This window comes from Catellatospora paridis (genome assembly GCF_009720365.1).
Lineage (GTDB): Bacteria > Actinomycetota > Actinomycetes > Mycobacteriales > Micromonosporaceae > Catellatospora > Catellatospora paridis.
In genome coordinates, this window is record NZ_ML769317.1 from 249635 (window position 1) to 267245 (window position 17611).

The 17611-nt window shown below is 71.3% G+C and carries 16 protein-coding genes; 6 read left to right on the top strand and 10 right to left on the bottom strand.

All coding sequences use genetic code 11. The annotated features are described in order from the left end of the window. Positions 1-73 precede the first annotated feature (73 nt). The 3 genes from F9C41_RS18980 to F9C41_RS18990 all read right to left on the bottom strand — a co-directional run bounded on the left by F9C41_RS18980 (position 74) and on the right by F9C41_RS18990 (position 3037). Positions 74-598 (bottom strand): sigma-70 family RNA polymerase sigma factor, encoded by a 525-nt coding sequence (locus F9C41_RS18980; RefSeq protein ID WP_155388159.1) that lies wholly within the window; start codon positions 596-598, stop codon positions 74-76. 183 nt (positions 599-781) lie between these two features. Beyond that, entirely contained in the window at positions 782-2656 is a 1875-nt protein-coding gene (locus F9C41_RS18985) for an AfsR/SARP family transcriptional regulator (protein WP_155388160.1), read from the bottom strand. 36 nt (positions 2657-2692) lie between these two features. Next, entirely contained in the window at positions 2693-3037 is a 345-nt protein-coding gene (locus tag F9C41_RS18990) for a DUF1801 domain-containing protein (RefSeq protein ID WP_155388161.1), read from the bottom strand. Positions 3038-3202: 165 nt separating this feature from the next. On the opposite strand from F9C41_RS18990, the gene F9C41_RS42025 reads away from it, so the two are divergent. Then, positions 3203-4786, top strand: coding sequence for an acyltransferase (locus F9C41_RS42025; RefSeq protein ID WP_330164774.1), 1584 nt, complete (start codon positions 3203-3205; stop codon positions 4784-4786). Positions 4787-4823: 37 nt separating this feature from the next. Here F9C41_RS42025 and F9C41_RS19000 read toward each other — a convergent pair whose 3' ends face one another. The 3 genes from F9C41_RS19000 to F9C41_RS19010 all read right to left on the bottom strand — a co-directional run bounded on the left by F9C41_RS19000 (position 4824) and on the right by F9C41_RS19010 (position 8520). Then, positions 4824-5492 carry a TOPRIM nucleotidyl transferase/hydrolase domain-containing protein gene (locus F9C41_RS19000; protein WP_230689745.1) on the bottom strand — a complete coding sequence of 223 codons (669 nt, stop codon included), beginning with the start codon at positions 5490-5492 and terminating at the stop codon, positions 4824-4826. Positions 5493-5696: 204 nt separating this feature from the next. Next, positions 5697-6524, bottom strand: a complete 828-nt coding sequence (locus F9C41_RS19005) for a DUF1295 domain-containing protein (RefSeq protein ID WP_155388163.1) — start codon at positions 6522-6524, stop codon at positions 5697-5699. 139 nt (positions 6525-6663) lie between these two features. Continuing rightward, complete coding sequence (locus tag F9C41_RS19010; RefSeq protein WP_155388164.1) at positions 6664-8520, bottom strand: LamG-like jellyroll fold domain-containing protein; 1857 nt, start codon at positions 8518-8520, stop codon at positions 6664-6666. Between the two features lie 298 nt (positions 8521-8818). Here F9C41_RS19010 and F9C41_RS19015 point away from each other — a divergent pair, with 298 nt between their 5' ends. Both F9C41_RS19015 and F9C41_RS19020 read left to right on the top strand, forming a co-directional pair. Then, a complete protein-coding gene (locus F9C41_RS19015; protein WP_155388165.1) occupies positions 8819-9100 on the top strand; it encodes a hypothetical protein in 282 nt (93 codons plus the stop codon). Continuing rightward, positions 9091-9771: a DUF11 domain-containing protein gene (locus F9C41_RS19020; protein WP_155388166.1), complete on the top strand. Its 681-nt coding sequence runs from the start codon at positions 9091-9093 to the stop codon at positions 9769-9771. Before F9C41_RS19015 ends, F9C41_RS19020 begins: the two co-directional genes overlap by 10 nt. Before the next feature lie 77 nt (positions 9772-9848). Here F9C41_RS19020 and F9C41_RS19025 read toward each other — a convergent pair whose 3' ends face one another. Then, a complete protein-coding gene (locus F9C41_RS19025; RefSeq protein WP_155388167.1) occupies positions 9849-10259 on the bottom strand; it encodes a hypothetical protein in 411 nt (136 codons plus the stop codon). Between the two features lie 137 nt (positions 10260-10396). On the opposite strand from F9C41_RS19025, the gene F9C41_RS19030 reads away from it, so the two are divergent. Beyond that, positions 10397-11206 (top strand): alpha/beta hydrolase, encoded by an 810-nt coding sequence (locus F9C41_RS19030; RefSeq protein ID WP_155388168.1) that lies wholly within the window; start codon positions 10397-10399, stop codon positions 11204-11206. Between the two features lie 87 nt (positions 11207-11293). Beyond that, positions 11294-11920, top strand: coding sequence for a hypothetical protein (locus F9C41_RS19035; protein ID WP_155388169.1), 627 nt, complete (start codon positions 11294-11296; stop codon positions 11918-11920). A gap of 16 nt (positions 11921-11936) precedes the next feature. On the opposite strand, the gene F9C41_RS19040 is transcribed toward F9C41_RS19035, so the two are convergent. The 3 genes from F9C41_RS19040 to F9C41_RS19050 all read right to left on the bottom strand — a co-directional run bounded on the left by F9C41_RS19040 (position 11937) and on the right by F9C41_RS19050 (position 15797). Next, positions 11937-12581 (bottom strand): GNAT family N-acetyltransferase, encoded by a 645-nt coding sequence (locus F9C41_RS19040; protein ID WP_155388170.1) that lies wholly within the window; start codon positions 12579-12581, stop codon positions 11937-11939. Between the two features lie 120 nt (positions 12582-12701). Next, positions 12702-13988 carry an exo-beta-N-acetylmuramidase NamZ family protein gene (locus F9C41_RS19045; RefSeq protein WP_155388171.1) on the bottom strand — a complete coding sequence of 429 codons (1287 nt, stop codon included), beginning with the start codon at positions 13986-13988 and terminating at the stop codon, positions 12702-12704. 9 nt (positions 13989-13997) lie between these two features. Beyond that, positions 13998-15797, bottom strand: coding sequence for a glycoside hydrolase family 3 protein (locus tag F9C41_RS19050; protein WP_155388172.1), 1800 nt, complete (start codon positions 15795-15797; stop codon positions 13998-14000). A gap of 415 nt (positions 15798-16212) precedes the next feature. Here F9C41_RS19050 and F9C41_RS19055 point away from each other — a divergent pair, with 415 nt between their 5' ends. Continuing rightward, positions 16213-17610, top strand: coding sequence for an alpha,alpha-trehalose-phosphate synthase (UDP-forming) (locus F9C41_RS19055; RefSeq protein ID WP_155388173.1), 1398 nt, complete (start codon positions 16213-16215; stop codon positions 17608-17610). Position 17611: the final 1 nt, after the last annotated feature.

The window sequence follows — 17611 nt, forward strand, 5'->3', positions numbered from 1 at the left end:
CCTGCCAGAAGCGGGCCCAACGGCGCTGTGAACTTGGCCGCAACGTCGGAACCGCAGCCCGGCGCGGTGCGTCTCAGGCGGCCTTGAGGTTGCTTCGCAAGGCGCACAGCGCATAGTGGGTCCGCGACTTCACCGTGCCGACCGGCATGCCCAGTCGACCCGCGACCTCCTTCGGGGACCGCCCGACCAGGTACACCTCGCACAGCAGGCTGCGCTGCGCCGGGCTCAGCCGGCCGAGCGCCTGCCGGACGGCGTACGACGCCAGCGCGGTGCCGGTGGTGTCGTCCCGGCCGGGGATCCAGGTCATGTCGACGAGATGGACTTCAGCCGGGCGGCTGAGCCGCAGCCGCACGCCGTCGATGACGAGCCGCCGCGCGACGGTCAGCAGCCACCGGCGGGCGGCACCGGCCTCACCCGGCACCGCGTCGAGGTGCCGCCACGCCCGCAGCATCGTCTCCTGCAGCAGGTCCTCGGCGGTCTGCCGCTGGCCGTGGGTCAGCACGAGCAGCAGGCCCAGCACGGCACGGGCGTGGTCCGTATGCAGCGCGGTCATCCGCTCGGCCGCGGTGGCCGTCGTCTCGTCGGGTGCCAGCAGCACGGTATTCCTCCCACAGGCAGGAACAACGGGTGATCGAGGCACGAGCCTAGGGATGATCGATGCGATTGGACTGACGCACGAGTGCCGATTCAGTGCCGTCACCCAGCGCCGTCGCCAACGGACGCGACGTGACCGGCCGCCAGGTGCGCGGGTGCGGCCGAAGCATCGGTCGGCGCGGTACGGCTACCTGACGGCCCCGTGGAACTGCAGGCAGCGCAGCTGCGCGGCGGCGCGTTCGGCCGGGCTGTCGGTCTCCTCGCCAAGCTGGTCGGCATAGGCCGCCAGCAGCTCGTGGGTGCGGTAGCGGCCAGGCAGGTCCTCGCTGATCAGATGCGCGCGGCTCAGCTCGCCGATCAGCGCCTGCCCGCTGCGTGGTGCGACGCCGGCCAGCGCCGCCGCGGCGGCGATCGAGAAGTCGGGACCGGGATGGATCGGCAGCAGCCGGAACAGCCGGGCGGCCGGGGCGGACAGCGCCTGATAGGACCAGGAGAAGACGGCGCGCAGCCCGGTCTGCGGGTCGTCACCGTCGAACCCGTCCAGGCCTTCAGGTGTGCCTGCCAGCTCCGCGGCGACCTGCGCGAGCGGCGTGGGTGGCAGGCTCGCCGTACGGGCGGCGACCACGGCCAGCGCCAGCGGCAGCCGCCCGCAGCCCGCGACGGCGGCGTCGACCGCGGCCGGGTCCACTGCGCCGCGGCCCGCGCCGAGCATCCCCAGCAGCATCGACCGGGCCTCGCCGACGCTGGGCAGGCCGACCGGCAACGGGTGCGCGCCGGCCGCGGTCAGCAGGGTGCTCAACCTGCTGCGGCTGGTGACGATCACCAGGCAGTCCGGGGTGCCCGGCAGCAGATGCCGGACCTGCTCGGCGTCGCGGCAGTTGTCGAGCACGACCAGCACCCGCCGGCCCGCGAGCCTGCTGCGATACAGGCCCGCCTGGGCGTGCAGCTCGGCGGGAATGCCCTCCCGGGGCACCCCGAGCGAGCCGAGGAAGCCGCGTAGCGCCTCGGCCGGGCTCATCACCGGCTCCCGCCCGTATCCGCGCAGGTCGACGTACAACTGCCCGTCGGGGTAGCCGGCGGCGAACCCGTGGGCGAGGTGGACGGCGAGGGCGGACTTGCCGATCCCGGGCATGCCGTCGACCGCGAGCACCGTCGGCCCGCCCGGGCGCGCGACCGCCGCGCGGGCGTCGGCGAGCAGCTCGTCCCGGCCGCTGAAGGCGGGCAGGTCCGGCGGCAACTGTGCGGGCCGGGGGAGTGCAGCCGGCGCCTCGGCACGCGCCGGCTGGGTGCGCTGGTGCAGCAGCCGGTCGTACGCCTCCCGCAGCTCCTCGCCCGGTTCGACGCCCAGCTCGTCGGACAGCCGCCGCCGCACCAGCCGGTACATCTCGACGGCTTCGGCCTGGCGGCCGTCGGCGGCCAGCGCCAACAGCAGCCGGCTCTGCAGCGACTCGTCGAGCGGGTGCTGCTCGGCGGCCTGCCGCAGCGGCGACAGCACCGCGCTCAGCCGGCCGCAGCGCTCGGCGGCGTCGGCAGCCTCGCGCACGGCGTGGGCGCGTTCAGCCTCCACGGCGAGGAAAGCCGGATGCCGGCGGGACGCCGGTTCCAGGCCCGCGGCGCAGCGGCCGCGCCACAGCCGCAGCCCGGCCAGCGAATGCCGCAGCGCCGACACCGGGTCTGCGTCGTGCATGGCCCGGCTCGCCAGCCGGCTCAACGACCGGAACTTCAGCAGGTCCAAGGATTGCTCGTCGGCGCGCAGCCGGTAGCTCGTGAGCTCCCGGACGATGTGCCGGCCCGTGGCACGCGTGGGCAGGCCGGGTTCGAGCAGCCGCCGCAGTTCCCCGATGTGCCGGTGCACGACGTTCACGGAGCTGGCCGGGGCCTGCTCGTCCCAGAGCAGGTCGACCAGCTCGGCCACCGACACCGGTGCACCGGCCCGGGCCAGCAACAACGCCAGCACCAGCCGCTGCTGGCGGGTGCCCAGAGGCAGCTCGGCGCCGGCGCGGACGATCATGATCGAGCCGAGCACCGAAAAGCCGACCGCCTCACCCGCTTCCGCCTGCACAGCGGCAACGGTAACCGGCCGGGCACATCCTGGCAGCTACAGGGCAGTTACGGTCTCCGCCAGGACGCGGGAAAGTGCGCCGTAGTCGACGGTCTGCCCATCCTTGATATCGACGGCTTTGCGTTCGCCGTTGCCCAAAGACCGAAGGAAGCCCTTGATCTCCGCAACGTTCGTCGCGTTGAACACCATGAACGAGACCTTGTCCTTGGCCACCGCGATGACGGCCGCGTAGTGCCCGTTCTTGAGGTAGTGCGGCTTGCCGTACTGGAGCCGCTCCTCGACACCGGGAACGGTCTGACCGACCATCGCACGTAGTTTCTCGCACACGTCGATCTGCCACGGCTGTTGCTTGTTGATGTACTGGGTGACCTCGTCGCTCACGGTCTTCTCCTTCATCGTCCTCGCCGGAAACGAAGATCGGTGTCCAGACCGACGCGCATCGCCGGGCTGATCTCGTCGTAGATCCGGACCGTACCGGTCGTCACCGACAAGAGTCCCGGCTACAACGCCTGGAACTACCCGCGCAGATGCGAAATGATCTCCGCTATGAGTGAGTTCGACTTCTGCCCGTGGATGTTCGCCGACGACGCCACACCGGACGAACGCGACGCGCAGCTCGCCTACCAGCGCGGGCTGCCCGGCCTGCGGTCCGCGGGCGAGCGGACGTACGTCTCCCCGCTCGCCGCGATCCACCAGGCCGACCTCGCGCTCGGCGCGGACTCCTACATCGCCGCGCACGTCTACCTCACCGGCGAGGTCCAGCTCGGCGACCACACGAGCCTCAATCCCTACGCCGTCGTACGCGGCCCGGTGTGCCTCGGCTCCGGAGTGCGCATCGGCGCGCACGCCTCCCTCGTGGGCTTCAACCACTCCACCGACGCCGACGCGCCGATACACTCCCAGCCCATCGTGGCCAAGGGCATAGTCGTCGGCGACGACGTGTGGATCGGGTCGAACGCCATCATCCTCGACGGCGTCACCGTCGGCGAGCACAGCATCATCGGCGCGGGTGCGGTCGTCACCAAGGACGTCCCCGCCTGGTCGGTGATGGTCGGCAACCCCGCCCGCCGCGTACGCGACCGCCGCGACCAGACCCGCACCGGCGGCCTGACCCCGCAACTCGCCGACTTCGCCGCACAAGCCCGTGACCAGGCCCCACAGGTGCTGGACCGGTACCGGACCGGTGACACGTTCACCGACCAGCCCGCGGCCGCGCCCACCGTGCGAGCCGTCTGCGACGCGATCGAGATCGCAGACCTGCTGCTGAACGCCCCTCCGCCCCAGACCGACCGGGACGAACTCGTCCACCGGCTCGCCGCCCTGCAGGATCCGGCCACCGGACTCATCCCCGAACTCGGCGAGACCGGCCGGCCGAGCCTCGACAGCGGCTCGGCGTACCACGTCCTGTCCGTGGGATATGCCCTGGACCTGCTCGGCGCCCAGCTACCGCATCCGATCGAAGCCGTGCGCATGGACCCGTCCCGGCTGGTGGCGGAGCTGGACGGACTGCCGTGGGCGCAGCGGGCCTGGAGCGCGGGCGACTGGGTCGACATCCTCGCCACCGGACTGCATTGGAACCGCAGGCTGTTCGACCAGCACGAGCCGACCGAGACGCTGTTCGGCTGGCTGCTCACCAGGCAGGACGCCTTCACCGGGCTGTGGGGCAGCCCGAGCGCGGAGGAGGGTTGGCGGCAGCCGGTCAACGGCTACTACCGGCTCACCCGCGGCACGTTCGCCCAGTTCGGCCTGCCCGTGCCGCGCCCCGAGCAGACGATCGACACCGTGCTGGCCCACGCCCGCGACGGCCGGTTCTTCGCCGACGGGCGCGGCACCGCCTGCGACGTGCTCGACGTGATCCACCCGCTGTGGCTCTGCGGCCGGCAGACCGGCCACCGGCGTGCCGAGGTGCAGGCGTGGGCACGTGACCGGCTCGCCGCGACCCTGCCGCGCTGGCAAACCGGAGCCGGCTTCGCCTTCAGCCCCGCGCCCACCACCGGGGCCGAACACCTGCCCAGCCTCCAGGGGACGGAGATGTGGCTGGCGATCATCTGGCTGCTCGCGGACGTGCTGGGCGAAAGCGGAGCACTGGGCTACCGCCCCCGGGGCGTCCACCGACCCGAACCCGCGTGATCCGACAGTCAGGCCCGCCAAACGCGGTGGGCGCGGCTCAGTCGATCCCGTCGAGCACCGCGGCCAACGGCCCGGGCAGGGCATCGCGGCTCAACGCCGCCTCGGTGAGCAGCCGCGCGTAGCGCAGATTGCGGCGCGACCCCGCGCGCAGGAACCGCCACATCTGCCGCTCGGGCTCCTGACCGCGCCACGCGGGCTGGCCCTGCAAGGTCTGAAAAGACCCCAGGTCGCCTTGCGAGTCGAACAGGGCCTCGACCCCTGCCGTGCCCACCGCGCGGATCAGCTCCCCTTCGAGGTCGTCGACGCAGACATGAAACCCGAGGACGGCCATGTCGGCGCGGGTGCGGGGCGCGCCGACCCCGGCGGCGACCAGCGCACGCCGGAAGATCTCCTCCTCGCGCACGTCGCACAGGCCGGCCAGGCGCACCCGGGCCGTCCGCGGGCCGAGCTCGGTCAGGTAGCGGCCGATGGCGTGCGCCCCACCGATCGGCACGACCACGACACGTTCGGCTTCGAGATCACGGCCGCGACCCGCCGCGGCCGTCTCCAGCGCGATCTGGTCGCTGAGACCCTCGACCAGGACCAGGGCCACGGCATCGCCGATCCTCGCCTGAGCATCGGCAAGCGCCCGAGTCGTGGCGTCCGGGCCGCTGTCGTAGCCGTCGAGCGCCTTACGGGCCAGCTCACGGCGTTGCGCGAGATCCATGATGGGTTCCGTCGGTCGGCGATGTCGGGCGGGTCGGCGGCCCACCACGCGTCTGCCGTCGCCACACCGATCGGTCCGAGCCCGGCGAACACGACAGCGCGCAGGTGGCGGCCACCGTGGCCATACTCGCCGAGGCGCACCGCGGCGACAACCGAATAAGGTGCGCAATCCTCGCGGACGACCGCCGACGGCGACGACGGGCGGTCAGGCCACGTCGGCCGGGCGGGCGGCGGCGCGCCGCGGCGGCCACGGGACGATCGGCGAGGTGACCGCCCGGTAGTCGGCGTACTCCGGGTAGCGGGACAGGGTGATGCTCTCGGTGAAGATCGTCGAGCCGACGAACAGCGCGGTGAGCAGCGCCGGGCCGACGGCCGTCCACTGCAGCACCGAACCGGCCGCGGCGGCGCCGAAGCCGAACACCACCCACCACTGGGCCTGTTCGAAGAAGTAGTTGGGGTGGCGCGAGTAGCGGAACAGCCCGGTGCGCATGAACCGCGACTGCGGCGCCCGGCCCTCGGCGAGCGCGGCGTGCTTGCGCCGGTGGAAGTCCCACTGCTGCTGGTCGGCGACCGTCTCCCCGACGAGCAACCCCAGGAACAGCACTGTCAGCGCCGCGTCGACCGCGCCGAACGAGCCCGGGTGGATCAGCGCCGTGTACGCCGGCAGGCTGATCAGCAGCAGGATGATGTTCTGATACACGGTGATGAACAGCAGGTTGAACAGCTGGAACTGCCACCGCGACAGCCGAGCGCGCAGGATCGGCCAGCGGTAGTCCTCGCCGCCGGGGGCGTAGCCGCCGCGCCGCGCGAAGTTGAACGTCAGCCGGGCGCCCCACAGCAGCACCAGCACCGCGAGCACGTTCAGCCGGGCGTCGGCGAAGCCGGCCGAGGCCGCGAAGACGCCGACGTACACCACCGGGACGATCGACCAGATCCGGTCCACCCACGAATGCTCGCCGCTGACCAGGGAGGCGAGCCAGGTCGCGGCACACGTGGCCACGCAGATCCACGCGCAGACGATGAGGGCGTCCATGATCGGGGACTGTAGCGGGCCACGTTCCGCCTGGATACCAGCCGTGAAGCCAGTAGCTGTCGACCGAGAAGAGGCAGGGCCCCCGGTCACGCGTGCGGCGACCGCCGCACCGTGATCGAAGGCCCTGCCCCAGCGGACGCTACGGCGTGACCACCGCGCCGCCGAGCGTCACCACCAGCCGGCCGTCGGAAGCGAACGACCAGCCCAGGGAGCCGCTGAGACCGGAGCACCGGGATCCGTTCGTGCCGGACCAGAACTGGTTCGAGCTGTCGGAGTTGCCGATGATCCGGTCGTTCGTGCCACTGCTGGAACGGCACGAGGTGTTGTTGCGGAACACCGACGTGCCGGCGTCGAAGGAGAAGTTGCGCTCGTCGTTGTCGATGCTGATGTTGTTCGACACCGTCATCGAGCCCGGGTTGCTGTTGTAGGTGAACCCGTGCTTGCCGTTGTTGAAGGCGATGTTGCGCCGCACGATGTGGTTCACGCCGATGTCCTCGCCGCCCAGCTTGTAGCCGTTGCGGTCGCCCGCGCCGGCCTGGCCGCCGTTGCTGAGCGTGCCGTTGTTGAAGGCGATCGAGTCCTCGATCGTCACCACACCGATCGGCCCGGTGTCGGTCTTGGTGTACAGGTCCCAGCCGTCGTCGATGTTGTTGTGCGATACGGCGTACCGGAACACGTTGCCCGAACCGACGGTCAGCTTCGCGGCGAAGCCGTCGGCGTCCTCACCGTCGGAGTCGGCGTTGTCGTGCGACTCCGCGCTCAGGATGAGGTTGTTGGCCGGCCACTGGCTCTGCGGCGTGCTGGACAGGGTCCGCGACAACTGCAGGCCGGTGTCGCGGTTGAAGCGCGTGATCGTGCGCTCGAAGACGTTGTTGCTGCCTCCGACGAAGATCCCGTTGTCGCCGGCCCGCTCGACGACGACGCCGTACACATGCCAGTAGTTGCCGTTCACGGCCAGGCCGCGGTTGGCGGGGTCCTCGGCCTGGGCGGAGAAGTTCAACACCGGAGTCTCGCCCTGGTACGCCGAGATCTTCTTCAGCGCGCCCGAGGCACCGTTGTTACCGGTCTCGACGGTCACCGTGGAGGAGAAGTTGTACGTCCCACCGCGCATGAAGATCGTTCCGCCGGCGGTCACCCGGGTGATCGCCGAAGCGAGCGTCGTCGGGCTCGCCAGGGTGCCGGCCGCGCTCGCGCTGCCGTTGGGCGCCACGTAAAGCGTGCCGGCCGGTGGCTGGCTGACGCTGGGGGAGGGCGACGCGCTCGACGGCGACGGGGACGCGCTCGACGGTGACGGCGAAGCGCTGCTCGGCGACGGCGACGCGGTGCTGGCCGAGGGCGCCGGGGTGCTGGGCGGGGTGGTGACGGTGTCGGTCACGCTGACGTCGTCGAAGCGGGCGCTGGCGTAGCCGGTGAACAGTCCGATCCGGCCGGCGGCGATCGCGGTGCTGGTGGCCGTGCCGACGAGCGTGCCGTCGACGTAGCCGCTGATCGTCGAGCCGCTGGTGGTGATCCGCAGGGTGTACCAGGTGCCGGTCGACACGGTCCGGGATAGACCTGCCAGGACCGTGATCGCGCTGCCGTTCATGTACTGCAGCTCGACCCGGTTGCCGCCGGTCAGCGCGAGCCGGTACATGGCGGTGGCGCCGCTGGACCGCGCCGCCAGCGCCGCGACACCGCCGGAGCCGAACGCCAGCGGCTTCACCCGGGCCTGGACGGTGTAGTTCGTCCAGCTGCTGGAACCGGCGAACTGGCGGGCCCGGTCGGTGGTCGTGCTGGCCTGCTGGAAGACCTGGGATCCGTCGGCGACGACGGTCCAGTCGCCGCCGGACTTCGACCAGCCGCTGGCGCCGGCTTCGAAGTCCGCGCTGAACAGCGTCGCGGCGCTGGCGGGAGTCGTCAGCACGGTGCCTGCGATGACGGTCAGTGCGGCCGCGGCCGCCGCGGTGACCAGTGCGGCGAGGCGGCCGCGCCGGCGGGGGAGTGGGTGCAGTTTCATCGGGGTGGGTCCTTCGGGCTGGGAGCGGACCATGCCGTTGGGCGACGGCGTGGGACGTGCCTGGCACCGGGTGGCGTGTGCTGCGGTCACCCGGCTGGGCCACGCTGGAAAGCGCATTCCGAGGCGACGGTAGACGAGCTCGCGGAACCCAGTCAACCGGTGAAGTTCGATGTCGCGGCCGTTCGTGCCCGCATTTGCAGAGACTGTCGTCGATATGTGGTGGGTGCGGCGTTGGTGTGTTCTCCATGACGGCCCCCGGTGTTGCAGGATTGCTCCGGGCGCTGGGAAACGTCTCATCATGATCGGCGACAAGGGGAATCGTGGATTGACTGACATCGACATCACCGGGGTCAGCTCACCCTGCGGCCGATCCGGTTCGATCGTCACCTGCAACTTCGGCACGCTGACCATCGACGGCGAGCGCAGGGTAGGGGCCACCCTGTCGCTGCGGGCGAAGCCCACCGCCACCATCGGCACGGCCGGCACCGTCCACCTGCGCCTTGCCAGCGACCCGCACCGGGCGACGCCACCGCCAGTGGCACGGTCGACATCCGCCCGAATGTGGCCGACATGGTCATGACCTCGACCGTGCCGACGGCCCAGATCGGCCAGACCGTCACCGTCTCCCACACGGTCAAGAACCTGGGACCCGCCGCACAGCCGCAGGTGACGCTGGGCGCCAGGGCCGCGCAACCGGGCATCCGGTACGTCGGCGGCAACGGCTGCACCACCACCGCCACCACGTTCGTGTGCCGGATCGAGGATCTCGCCGTCGGCCAGACGCGGGTGGTCACGGTGCAGGCGAAAGTCAACGGCTGCGATCCCACCAAGGGCGCCAACCAGCCGGGCGTGGACTGGACCGCCGACTACGGCGATCCCCACACCACCAACAACGACGCCACGATCATCGTCAAGGTCAGCGGCTGCTCCGGCTCCACGGGCACCTCATCCGGTGGCAGCGGCACGCAAAGCGCCCCCAAACCCACCAGCGGCAAGACGGCCACACCGCGACCGACATCCTCGCCCACGGGATCGCCCGCCGGATCGCCCGGCGAAACGCCCGCCGCCTCGGCTGCGCCCACGGCGACAGACATCGTGAGCCAGGGCCCGGCCGCCGCCGCGGCCTCCATCGCGCCCGCTGCCGCGACCGCATCGACCGGAGCCTGGACCGCGATCACCGTCCTGGCAGGGCTCGCGACGCTGGCGGGGTTCGTCGTGTTCCGCCGCCGTCGAAACGGCCCGCAAGTTTGATGCACCGGCCCTGTCGGGCTGCGGCAACCCGCAGCCCGACAGGGCCGGGTGTCGCCTCACCGACGTCGGTGCGCCTTCTACTTCTGCTGCCGCTGTACGCGCAACGCGAGCAGGGTGGCGAGCGCCCCCGCCCCTTCCCAGGCCGCCACCGCGAAGAAGCCGGCGGGGGCGGTGTCGGTCAGCACGAGCGCGGTGAACACGCAGAACGTCACCAGCCGGAAGACGACGGTGAAGGCGAAGAAGGCGGTCCAGTCCTTGGCCGCGGCGAGCAGGTAGTACACGCCCATGTTGAAGGACGCCATCGCGGAGGTCCGGACGAACACGAGCGTGTAGTCGTCGGCGGCGCGCACGGCGGTGCCGTCCGGCGCGAATCCCATCGAGGCCAGCAGCGCGTCGGGGCTGATCAGGCCAACGGCGCCGAGCACCAGTGCCGCGAGTCCGAAGACGGCGATCGTCCATCCGGCTGGTGACAGGCGGGGCATGGTCATGGTGCTTTCCTCCGGGGGCTTGGGCGTCGGCGCACAGTCTGGCGATCGTCGGATGCCCGGTCAATGCCTTCACCGCAGGCGTCCGCCTGCAGCGGTATGCTCGGACCGACCATCGTGATCATGAATGGAGGCGGCCGGTGACCGGATACCCGCCACCCGAGCCGCGGCCCACCGTCACCTACGCCGACTGCACCGTCGCCGTGGTGCCGGGCTTCCGGCCGCTGCACCTCGACCTGCACCTGCCCGCCGGCGACGGGCCGTTCCCGGTGCTGCTGTGGGTGCACGGCGGCGGCTGGATGGAGGGCAGCCGGGTAGGCCTGCCGCCGCCGGTCGCGCCGCACCGGTTCCACCAGCGTTTCCTCGATCGTGGCTGGGCGGTCGCCGACGTCGACTACCGGCTGGCGCTGGAAGCGCCGTACCCGGCCCAGCTGGTCGACGTCCAGTCGGCCGTGCGCTGGTTGCGGCTCCACGCCGACCAGCTGAAGCTCGACCCGGCCCGGTTCGCCGCGCTGGGCGAGTCGGCGGGCGGCCACCTGGCCGCGATGGCCGGGCTGACCGGCACCGGCGAGACCGCGATCCAGGCCGTCGTCAACTGGTACGGCGCGGTCGACTTCTTCGCGTTCGACGACCTGGACGACCCGTCCAATTCCCGGGCGCTGCTGTTCGGGGGCGCGGTCAACGGTCGGCGTGAGTTCGTCGCCTTCGGTAACGCACTCAGCCGGGTGCATGCCGGGGCGCCGCCGTTCTTCACGGTGCACGGCGCTGACGACCAGGTCGTCTCGCCAGACCAGGGACAGGCCCTCACCGAGGCGCTGCGCGCGGTCGGCGTGCGGGCAGACCTGCTGCTCGTGCCCGGAGCCGATCACTGCTTCGAGGGCTACGACGACATCGGCGGGCTGATCGAGCGGGGCATCGACTTCCTGGACGAGGTGCTGCCGGGCAAGTGACGCCGAGCGCTCCGCCCGGGTCTCGGCGTCCGGCCGTGTGATCGATTCGGACTTGCCGCGGTGAAGCTCGTTGCCGATGCTGGTCTGGTGCAGCCGATTCCTGAGCGTCGTGATTGGACCACGCCTGTCGTGGTGAGCGTGGTGGTGCTCGGGATGGTCCTGGTGCTCTGCCTGGCCGGCGGCGTTGCCGCGTACTTCGCCCTGCGCGGCGAGCCGGCCTCGACGCCGAGCCCGTCGCCGGTAGCCGCCGCGTCTCCGTCGCCGTCTCCGCTGCCGCGGCCCAGCCTGGCTCCGGCCGCCTGCCTGATCGGCAGCTGGCGCGAGACCTCGTACACGGCCAACTGGGAGATGTACGGCAACAAGATCCAGTTCACGGGCGCGGGCACGCTGATGCAGATCAACGCCGACGGCACGATGGCCACCGTCGACAAGGTGACCCGGCGCGGCGCGGGCTACGGCGACCGGTACGAGATGATTCACAACGGCACGACCAAGCTCAACTACGTGGCCGACGACAAGACGATCAACTACAGCAGCCCGCGTTCGACCGGCACGACCACGTTGAAGGTGAACGGGCGCCAGCGCGCGTCCGAGCCGCTCAAGGCCACGATCACCCCCGAGACGTACAGCTGCAAGGGCGACCAGCTGCGGCTGTTCGGCGAGGTCTACTCCAGTGAATGGGAGCGCATCCTGCCGCCGGGTCGGCCCGTGTAGGGCGTGGGCAGACCAGTCAGCCGATGCCCAGGACGGGCAGGCACTGCTCGACGCCGGTCAGCTCGATGTCGTCTCGGCGGACCCGTTCCCACGCGTCGCGGGTGAGCCGCCACTGCTGGATCCGCGCGGGCTCGCCCCGGCGGGTGTCCCAGTCCGTGCCGTTCGGTTCGTAGCCCAGGCCACGGGAGATACGGTTGGAGGCTTCGTTGTCGACGAAGGCGTCGCTGCCGGCTTCGCGTGCGCCCAGCCCGGCGAAGGCCAGCTGCAGGATCGCCGCCCGCATCTCCTTGCCGAGGCCCTGCCCGCGGCTGCCGGGGGCCAGCCACGAGAAGCTGGACACCGTGCCGAACCGCGTGAAGTTCTTGCCGATGAGGTCCTGCATACCGACCGGTTCGCCGTCGACGAGAACGACGAAGTACAGCCGCCACGCATCCGGGCTCACCCGGGCGCGGCCGGCCCAGATGCCGCGCAGCCAGCGCCATTCGCGTTCGGGGTTGTCGGCGTAGAACGAGATCGGGTCGTCGAACGGCCACGGCTCGGCGTCGGCGACTCCGGCCCGCACGATCGGCACGAGACGTTCCAGCAGTTCGTCGGAGGCACCGGCCAGCGTCAGGCGCGGCGTGCGGACTTCGACGTTCAGCGGGGGATAGGTGTGGGCCACGCCCGGACCGTAGCCAGCCCGGGCGGTTGCCGCACCCGTTTTCCCGGTGGCGGCCGGTAAGTCATCGGAGCCGGAGCCGTGGGGGCGGGCCGGTGTCGGACCGTCCCCACGGCCGTCGGCTCAGTAGAGAAGGTATGGACGCCGCCGCCGTTCGAAGTCCGCCAGCTCCTGCGACCAGGCGCCCACCACGTCGTCCACGTCGGCGCCGGCGTCGATCATCGTGCGCAGCCGCGACGAGCCGGTGAGCTTGTCGACCCAGTAGGGCCGGACCGGGTCGTAGGAGTCGGCCCGCCACGCGAACGCCGGATACTTGCGTGCCTCGACCAGCATCGCGACCGCGGTGCGGATCGGGTCGTACGCCGCCCGGTCGGTCACCTTGACCTCGACTCCCGCGCACAGCTTGTTGAGCAGCGGCGGGTGGTGCCCGGCGATGGTCGGCACGAAGTACGCCTCCCGGAACCGCACGCCGGGCAGGTCGCGGGCGTTGAGCCGGTCGGACCAGTGGTAGTCGAAGTCGGTGGCCAGGCCGCCGACCAGCTCGAACGGCCGGGTGGTGCCCCGGCCTTCGCTGATCGAGGCGACGCCCTCGAACAGGCCGGTGCCCGGGTAGGTCAGCGCGGTGTCCGGGGTGGGCATGTTGGGGCTGGGCATGACCCACGGCACGTCGGTGTCGGCGGCGAACATGTCGCGCTTCCAGTGCTTGCAGGCCACCACCTCCAGCTCGACCTGGCGTCCGGCCTCGGCGGGCAGGAACTCGGCGTTGAAGAAGCGGGCGAGCTCACCGACCGTCATGCCGTGCTGCTGGATGATCTCCTTCAGGCCCACGCCCGAGGTGAACTCCGGGGTCATCATCGGTCCGTAGGCGCGCCCGCCGATCGGGTTGGGCCGGTCGAGCACCACGTAGCGCAGGCCCAGCCGGGCCGCGGCGACCATCGAGGTGTACATGGTCCAGATGTAGGTGTAGAAGCGGACGCCGACGTCCTGGATGTCGAACACGACGGTCTCGACGCCGGCCCGGGTCATCAGCTCCTCCCACTTGGCCTGCGAGGCGCCGTACGCGTCGTAGACGGTGATGCCGGTGCGGGCGTCGATGCCGGTTCCTTCGCTGCCGCCGGCCTGCGCGGAGCCGCGGAAGCCGTGCTCGGGTCCGAACGCCGCGACCAGGTTCACCCGCCCGGACTCGTGGATGAGGTCGACCAGGTGGCGGTAGTCGGCGTCGACGCCGGTCGGGTTCGACACGACGCCGACCTTCTGTCCGGTCAGGGTCGCGAACCGGTCGGCGACGAGCCGGTCCAGTCCGGTCTGGACCCGGCGCGGCTTGGGCGCGGCCTGTGCGGGCAGCGCGAGCGCGGTCGCGCCCAGTGCGCCGGCCGCGGCGGTGCCGGTGATGAGGTTTCTGCGTAACAAGGGTTTCTCCTACCAGGTGAGGCCGTGGCCGATGGGGTAGAGGGTGGTGGCGGGGTCGGTGGCGGCGACGATCGTGACCGGCAGGTGTCCGTGCGGGGCGAGGTCGCCGTGCAGCGCGCGGACCAGGGTGTCCATCGCCGCCGGGGTGTAGGTGTAGGTCGCCAGGTAGGTGGTCGCGCCGGGCAGATAGGCGATGTCGTACGGGTCGCGGACCGCGACGACGATCACGGGTCTGCCCGTGGCGACCAGCGCCGCGACGAGTTGCTGCTGGCTGGCGCGCGGATCGCCGACGGCGGTGTCCCAGGCCTTGTTGACCAGTACGACGGTGAGGTCGTGCTGGGCGGCCTGGGCCGCGGCCGCTGTGATCGCCTGGGCCGAGGGCAGCGTCGCGGGCAGCGAGGTGGTGCGCGAGCCCCGGGCGGTGAAGCCGCCGGCGAGCCTGCCGATCGGGTTGAACGCCGCGTTGTTCCAGCCGGTGACGAGCACGGACCGGTCGGCGCCGGACAGCGGCAGCAGCCCGGCGTCGTTGCGCACGGCGGTGAGCGTCTGGTCGGTGACCTGCCCGACTGCGGCCAGGTGGTCGGCGGAGCCGACCGAGGCCACGGCCGCGTCGACGTCGACGTACGGCGAGCGGGACAGCCCTTGGCGGTACTTGACCGACAGGATCCGGCGCACCGACTCGTCGATGCGCCGCTCGGTCAGCTCGCCGTCGCGGACGGCCTGGAGCACGGCGTCGTAGGCCAGGGCGAGGTCCGGCGGCATCAGGAGCTGGTCCGCGCCGGCTTTCAGGGCGAGGACGGGCACCCGGGCGTCGCCGTACTTGGCCCGTACGCCGGCCATGTTGAGCGCGTCGGTGACGATCACGCCCTGGAAGCCGAACTGCCGGCGCAGCACCCCGGTGAGGATCGTCGGCGACAGGGTCGCGGGATCACCGGAGGGGTCGAGCGCGGGCACGACGATGTGCGCGGTCATGATCGAGTCGATGCCGGCGGCGATCGCCGCCCGGAACGCGGGTGCGTCGATGCGCTCCCACTGCTCCCGGGTGTGGCTGATGACCGGCAGTCCGGTGTGGCTGTCGGTGGCAGTGTCGCCGTGGCCGGGAAAGTGCTTGGCGACGGCGGTCACGCCCGCGCCCTGTTCGAAGCCGGCCACCTGCGCCGCGGTCAGGTCGGCGACCAGGCCGCTGTCGGCACCGAAGGACCGGACCCCGATGACCGGGTTGGCCGGGTTGACGTTGACGTCGGCGACCGGCGCGTACGGCTGGCGGATGCCCACCGCGCTCAGTTCGCGTCCGGTGACCTGGGCGGCGAGGTGGGCGGCGGCCGCCGAGCGGGCCGCGCCCAGTGCCATGGAGCCCGGGAACTGCGCCGACGGCGCGGGCATACGCTGCACCACGCCCTGCTCCTGGTCGGTGGAGATGAGCAGCGGCACCTGGCCCTTGCGGCCGGTGTCGAGTGCGGCGGCCTGCAGCCCGTTGGACAGGGTCGCGATCTGCCGGACATTGTCGAGGTTGTGCGACCAGGCGAAGTAGACCACGCCGCCGAGGTGGAAGCGGTCCACGACCTGCGCCGGGGTCTCGACGCCGAAGGCGGCCAGGTTGGCGGTGCGGTCGGCGGGGGAGGGGTTGGCGGCGTCGGAGCCGTAGACGTAGGTGGCGAAGAGCTGGCCGACCTTCTGCTCGAGGCTCATGTGCCGCAGTGTCGAGGTCACCCAGCCGTGTTCGGCGGCGGGCGGGTGCGCGGGCTGAGCTGCGGCGGGGGCCGGAAGGGTGACCGTGAGGGCCGCGACGGCGGCGACGAGGGTTCTCAAAGACGACCTCCTTGCGAGAGTTGTCCGATTACCTGAAAGTTAGCTACAACACACCACAAGGTCAAGAAGCTAATCTTCAAAGCCGGACGGGTGCCGGCCGGTCGGTGTGTGCGGACAGTGAGCGGCCCGTCCGGTCGCCGCCGGGCCCGGCAGGATGGGGCCTCGCGTTGCCGTGGCCCGCTCGTGCGCATCGGAGCTGCGCGTTTGGTCTGTCCACTATGTACGACGATCCGGTGACCCGTATGGATCGATCCGGGCACTGCGGTTACTGTGTGGAGACTGGCACGAATGAAGGACGTGCGTTCCGTAATCGCGGCGTAACTTTGGGTTGATACAAGTTCGCTTGGCCCGATCAATGCCGCACCATCGCACGAACCGTCGTCATGTCCGCGAAAGCCCGGAAAGGGGGCACCCGATGCGGGACGCCTCGCTAGTCGTGGTCGCCAGCCGCCTGCCCATCAACGACGCCGCCGCCTCCGAAGGGGTCTTCGAATGGCGCCGCACTCCCGGCGGCCTCGGCGAAGCCCTACACCCCGTGCTGATCAACAAGCCCGCCACCTGGATCGGCTGGGCGGGCAAACCCGGCCCCACCCCGCCGCTGCCCGACGTCGACGGCGTGCACCTGATCCCGGTGGAACTGACCGATGAGGACGTCCACGACCACTACGAAGGCTTCGCCAACTCGACCCTGTGGCCGCTCTACCACGACGCCGTCGAGCCCGCCGTGCACCACCGCCGCTGGTGGGAGGCCTACCAGCGGGTCAACCAGCGCTACGCCGACCACACCGCCCGGGTGGCCGCGCACGGCGCCGTCGTCTGGGTCCAGGACTACCACCTGCAACTGGTGCCCGCGATGCTGCGCGCGCAGCGACCCGACCTGCGCATCGGCTTCTTCCTGCACGTGCCCTTCCCGCCCCCGGAACTGTTCATGCAACTGCCGCGCCGCACCGAACTGCTACGCGGCATGCTCGGCGCCGACCTGATCGGATTCCAGCGCACCCAGGCCGTGCACAACTTCCACCAGCTCGCCGCGAAGGTCCTCGACATCACCGTCGACGAACGCGGCGTGCAGGTCGACGGCCGCATCGCCTACACCGGCGCGTTCCCGGTGTCGATAGACACCGCGGAGATGGAGGCGCTGGCCAGCCAGGACGAGGTCGTGGAGAAGGCCGCCAAGCTGCGCGCCGACCTCGGCAGCCCGCAGCGGGTGATCCTCAGCGTCGACCGGCTCGACTACACCAAGGGCATCGAGCACCGGCTCAAGGCCTACCGCGAGCTGCTGGCCGACGGCCGGCTCAAGGCTCCCGAGACGGTGCTGGTGCAGGTCGCGATCCCGAGCCGGGAACGGGTCGAGCAGTACCGGCTGCTGCGCGACCGGGTCGAGCGCGAGGTCGGCCGGATCAACGGCGACTTCGGCCGGCTCGGCGTCGCCGCGGTGCACTACCTGAGCCAGGTGTTCGACCGCACCGAACTGGCCGCGCTCTACCGCGCCGCCGACGTCATGGCGGTCACCCCGCTGCGCGACGGCATGAACCTGGTCGCCAAGGAGTACGTCGCGGCCCGGGTCGACGGCTGCGGCGCGCTGCTGCTCAGCGAGTTCGCCGGGGCCGCCGCGGAGCTGACGCAGGCGTACCTGGTCAACCCGCACGACGTGGAGGGGCTCAAGGACACCCTCGTCGAGGCGCTCGCCGCCGACCCGAGCGAGCCGAGTCCGCAGATGGCGGCCATGCGGGCACACGTACGCGACCACGACATCCAGACCTGGGCCCGGTCGTACCTGACCGCGCTGGAGGCCGCCTGCGCCGGACGGTGAC

What these genes read in the sequence shown, in the direction of transcription:
- F9C41_RS42025 (WP_330164774.1), top strand. Translation starts at nt 3,203, where the DNA reads ATGAGTGAGTTCGACTTCTGCCCGTGGATGTTCGCCGACGACGCCACA.
- F9C41_RS19000 (WP_230689745.1), bottom strand. Translation starts at nt 5,492, where the DNA reads ATGGATCTCGCGCAACGCCGTGAGCTGGCCCGTAAGGCGCTCGACGGC.
- F9C41_RS19005 (WP_155388163.1), bottom strand. Translation starts at nt 6,524, where the DNA reads ATGGACGCCCTCATCGTCTGCGCGTGGATCTGCGTGGCCACGTGTGCC.
- F9C41_RS19010 (WP_155388164.1), bottom strand. Translation starts at nt 8,520, where the DNA reads ATGAAACTGCACCCACTCCCCCGCCGGCGCGGCCGCCTCGCCGCACTG.
- F9C41_RS19015 (WP_155388165.1), top strand. Translation starts at nt 8,819, where the DNA reads ATGATCGGCGACAAGGGGAATCGTGGATTGACTGACATCGACATCACC.
- F9C41_RS19020 (WP_155388166.1), top strand. Translation starts at nt 9,091, where the DNA reads ATGGTCATGACCTCGACCGTGCCGACGGCCCAGATCGGCCAGACCGTC.
- F9C41_RS19025 (WP_155388167.1), bottom strand. Translation starts at nt 10,259, where the DNA reads ATGACCATGCCCCGCCTGTCACCAGCCGGATGGACGATCGCCGTCTTC.
- F9C41_RS19055 (WP_155388173.1), top strand. Translation starts at nt 16,213, where the DNA reads ATGCGGGACGCCTCGCTAGTCGTGGTCGCCAGCCGCCTGCCCATCAAC.